Raw genomic sequence first — 2,952 nt, forward strand, 5'->3', positions numbered from 1 at the left:
CTGGTTGATTTCTGCGAGCATGTCTTCGAATTCAACTGCAGGTTGAGCCCAGAATATTTCTTGGTCAGGAGCTTCTTCAACTTGTTCGTGGGTTCTAGTAGGACGAGTCACAACACAGGCAGTCGTAGTGAGTTATCTTGCTGTTCTATTTTTTAACTTTTTGATGACATTGATGATTAACACTACGAGGGATTTTTTTGCATGACCTCTTGTATTGAACTGGACAACATTCATAAACGATACGGCGAGCATCAGATACTCAACGGACTTTCCCTTAAAGTGAATAGAGGTGAAACCGTTGTTATTATGGGCAGGTCTGGAGAAGGCAAGAGCGTTCTTCTAAAACATATCCTAGGACTAGAACGCCCTGATCAAGGTAGCGTTCACCTGTTTGGTATTGACATTTGGAAATGCTCAAAATTAGAACGAGCACACTGTTTACGTCATATTGGAATGCTTTTTCAAAACAGTGCTCTATTTGATTCGATGAGCGTTTGGGAAAATGTTGCATTCCCTCTAACTGTTCGAAACTATCAAGGGATACAATCTCCACGAGAAAGTAAAAGTGGCGATCGAATTGCTTGGGCTCTCAAACGAGTAGGCATGCTTCATGCTGCAGATAAGCTCCCATGGGAACTTTCTGGAGGAATGCGAAAACGAGCAGCTCTTGCACGGGTTATCGTCTATCACCCAACAGTCATCCTTTACGATGAGCCTACAACAGGACTCGATCCAATTACTGCTATGCAAATCAATGAACTTATTCTAGATGTTCAACGTGAGTTTTGCGCAACGAGTGTGGTTGTAACGCATGACCTAAACTCCGCTGCAACAATCGGCAATAGAATAGGATTTCATGAATATGGCCAGATCCAAGCACTTTTGGAAAGAGATCAATTCTTCAAATGTGAACTTTCTTCAGTCCAAAATTTTTTAAATACATCTTGCCCCCCTATTATTAAACAAACATTTGGATTCTAGACCTATGCGCGAAGGAACAAGGAACACTCTTGTTGGGCTATTCATTGTCTCTGGAACATTTATTCTTTTGAGTTTAGCACTATTTTTAAGACCAAACCTTGGAGACGGGAAACGAATTATACGCGTTCGTTTTAATGAAATTGATCGTCTCACAGTAGGTTCAAGAGTCTGTTTTGCTGGGAAATCAGTAGGACGAGTAGTAGACGTTCAATACGTTCCAGATGCTAGAAGAAAATCATTCGATAGACAAGGTAGAGTTTATCCTTTTGAGTTGACTCTATCTGTAGATTCGATTGCAAAAATATTAAAAACTGATCAAATTTTTCCACATAATATCGGACTTCTGGGAGAGCGCGTAGTATTTATTCGTCCTACTAGAACCCACGAACAAGTTGAAGAAGCTCCTGACCAAGAAATATTCTGGGCTCAACCTGCAGTTGAATTCGAAGACATGCTCGCAGAAATCAACCAGCTAATAGAAAAAGTCTCTTCAATAGAAAAAGAACTTCTCTCCTTTTTACAAAAATCTAATCAAATACTTGGTACGTTAGGAAATGCCACTGGATCAATAGATTTATCTGACCTACAGGATCAACTAAGTCGATTCATGATGTCATTCCAAGAAAATGTTTTTGAAGGTGAAACTATAAATGAATTCAAGAGTCTTCTAAAGCAATTCTCAAGAATTATTCAGTCAATAGAAGGAACCCTAATTCAACTTTCCAGTATGGAAAACTTGGAAAATAACATTTTGTCTCAAGGAATACTCTCTCTTCAACAAATCTTCGATGCTCTCAACTCAGGAGAAGGGACATTAGGACGACTCCTACAATCGCAAGACCTGTACCAAATTATTAAGTCTTTATTCGAACACGCTACGCAATTAGTTGAAGCCATTAAGAAGTACGGTGTATTTTTTCAGAACAACAAAGAATGGAAGCGCTTTCTTCAAGAACAAGAACGTGAGAAAGCTATTTACCAATCCGAACAATTATCAGAAAAGACGAACACCAAATGAGAGCAGGCATGCCACACACGCGAAACTTGGAGAAAGGTGTCTTCTTAATCGCAGCACCTGATATCGATAGCGGAGCATTTTTCCGAAGTGTGATTCTTTTGTGTGAGCACTCTCCTTCAGGATCATTCGGTCTTATGATCAATAAACCATTAGATTTGGAAATCCCTGAAGGGATAGCTCATGAATTACCAATGGAAAGTGGTCACCTATCCATTAGAGCAGGAGGACCTGTTCAAACAGATCAAGTTATGATTTTACACGATCTAATAACGACACACGACAGCAACCTTAAGATTTCTGATAGAATTTTTCTTGGAAGCGATCTGAAACTTTTGCGTGAAAAAGCAACTGGGAAAGATAACCTACATCTCTATTTTGGTTATACGGGATGGGCAAGCGGTCAACTGGAACGAGAGACTTTTGAAGAAAACTGGTACGTACACCCAGCAAGTCACCGATATGTATTCGAGGTTCCGGAAAAAAAATATGGAAAACATTACTCGAGGATATGGGAGGACGCTTCGCAAGTCTATCAACAATGCCAGAGGACATCCACCTAAACTAAAAAAACAAACAGCAATAGAAATCTAACGCTTGGAAAATTGAAAACGCTTTCTTGCACCAGGACGTCCGTATTTCTTTCTCTCTCTACGCCTGGAATCGACCCTCAAAAATCCCGCATCTTTGAGGATCGGCTGGGAACTTTCATTCTCACTAACAAGAGCTCTAGCCAATCCTAATCTAATAGCTACGGCTTGCCCAAAAAGACCACCACCTTGAACACGTATGAGAAGATCATAATTTCCTTGATCTTTCAAAAGAGTCAGAGGAGCAAATAAAGTATTCTTTTGCACCTTGGTCTTGAAGTAATCAAGTCCTTCTACACCATTAATAATGATCCGCCCAGAACCAGGCCTCAATCGAACAGAAGCAACAGCACGTTTTCTACGACC

At 40.2% G+C, this 2,952-nt stretch carries 4 protein-coding genes; 3 read left to right on the plus strand and 1 reads right to left on the minus strand.

Annotated features, from left to right (window positions below; genetic code table 11):
* The first annotated feature begins 201 nt into the window (after positions 1-201).
* Genes GCCT14_RS04235 through GCCT14_RS04245 form a run of 3 tightly spaced genes read left to right on the plus strand, consistent with a single transcriptional unit; the run spans position 202 to position 2,559 of the window.
* Complete coding sequence (locus GCCT14_RS04235; RefSeq protein WP_108624365.1) at positions 202-981, plus strand: ABC transporter ATP-binding protein; 780 nt, start codon at positions 202-204, stop codon at positions 979-981.
* Positions 982-985: 4 nt separating this feature from the next.
* The gene (locus GCCT14_RS04240; RefSeq protein ID WP_157952602.1) at positions 986-1,999 is read left to right on the plus strand and encodes an MlaD family protein; all 1,014 of its coding nucleotides are present in this window, start codon (positions 986-988) and stop codon (positions 1,997-1,999) included.
* Positions 2,000-2,007: 8 nt separating this feature from the next.
* Positions 2,008-2,559 (plus strand): YqgE/AlgH family protein, encoded by a 552-nt coding sequence (locus GCCT14_RS04245; protein WP_239978379.1) that lies wholly within the window; start codon positions 2,008-2,010, stop codon positions 2,557-2,559.
* A 27-nt stretch (positions 2,560-2,586) separates the two neighbouring features.
* On the opposite strand, the gene rpsI is transcribed toward GCCT14_RS04245, so the two are convergent.
* The coding region (gene rpsI / locus GCCT14_RS04250) for a 30S ribosomal protein S9 (protein ID WP_108624367.1) at positions 2,587-2,952 on the minus strand (366 nt) is incomplete at its 5' end.

This window comes from Candidatus Similichlamydia epinepheli (genome assembly GCF_003056015.1).

What these genes read in the sequence shown, in the direction of transcription:
- GCCT14_RS04235 (WP_108624365.1), top strand. Translation starts at nt 202, where the DNA reads ATGACCTCTTGTATTGAACTGGACAACATTCATAAACGATACGGCGAG.
- GCCT14_RS04240 (WP_157952602.1), top strand. Translation starts at nt 986, where the DNA reads ATGCGCGAAGGAACAAGGAACACTCTTGTTGGGCTATTCATTGTCTCT.
- GCCT14_RS04245 (WP_239978379.1), top strand. Translation starts at nt 2,008, where the DNA reads ATGCCACACACGCGAAACTTGGAGAAAGGTGTCTTCTTAATCGCAGCA.